1 pseudogene is annotated in these 229 nt (G+C 73.8%); it reads left to right on the top strand.

What is annotated here, in order from left to right:
* Positions 1-229 (top strand): annotated as a pseudogene (locus ACGWYJ_RS39165) (acyl-CoA dehydrogenase); the annotation flags it as partial.

The following is a 229-nucleotide window of genomic DNA, read 5'->3' as shown; positions in this document are numbered from 1 at the left end:
CGACGCCCACGCCGCGGGCGTCACCGTCCGGCCCATCCGCGACCTGACCGGCCGCGAGCACTTCTGCGAGATCTTCTTCGACGAGGTGCGCGTGCCGGTGGCCGACCGGGTGGGGGAGGAGAACGAGGGCTGGCGCATCGCGCGCACCACGCTCGGCCACGAGCGGTCGGCGGGCGCCCTCACCCAGGCCGCGTTCTACCGCCGGATCGTGGACGAGCTGATCGCCCTT

This window comes from Actinomadura sp. SCN-SB (assembly GCF_043906805.1).
Taxonomy (GTDB): domain Bacteria; phylum Actinomycetota; class Actinomycetes; order Streptosporangiales; family Streptosporangiaceae; genus Spirillospora.
Note: the sequence above shows the minus strand (reverse complement) of the source record. Positions and strands in the feature narration are given on the sequence as shown.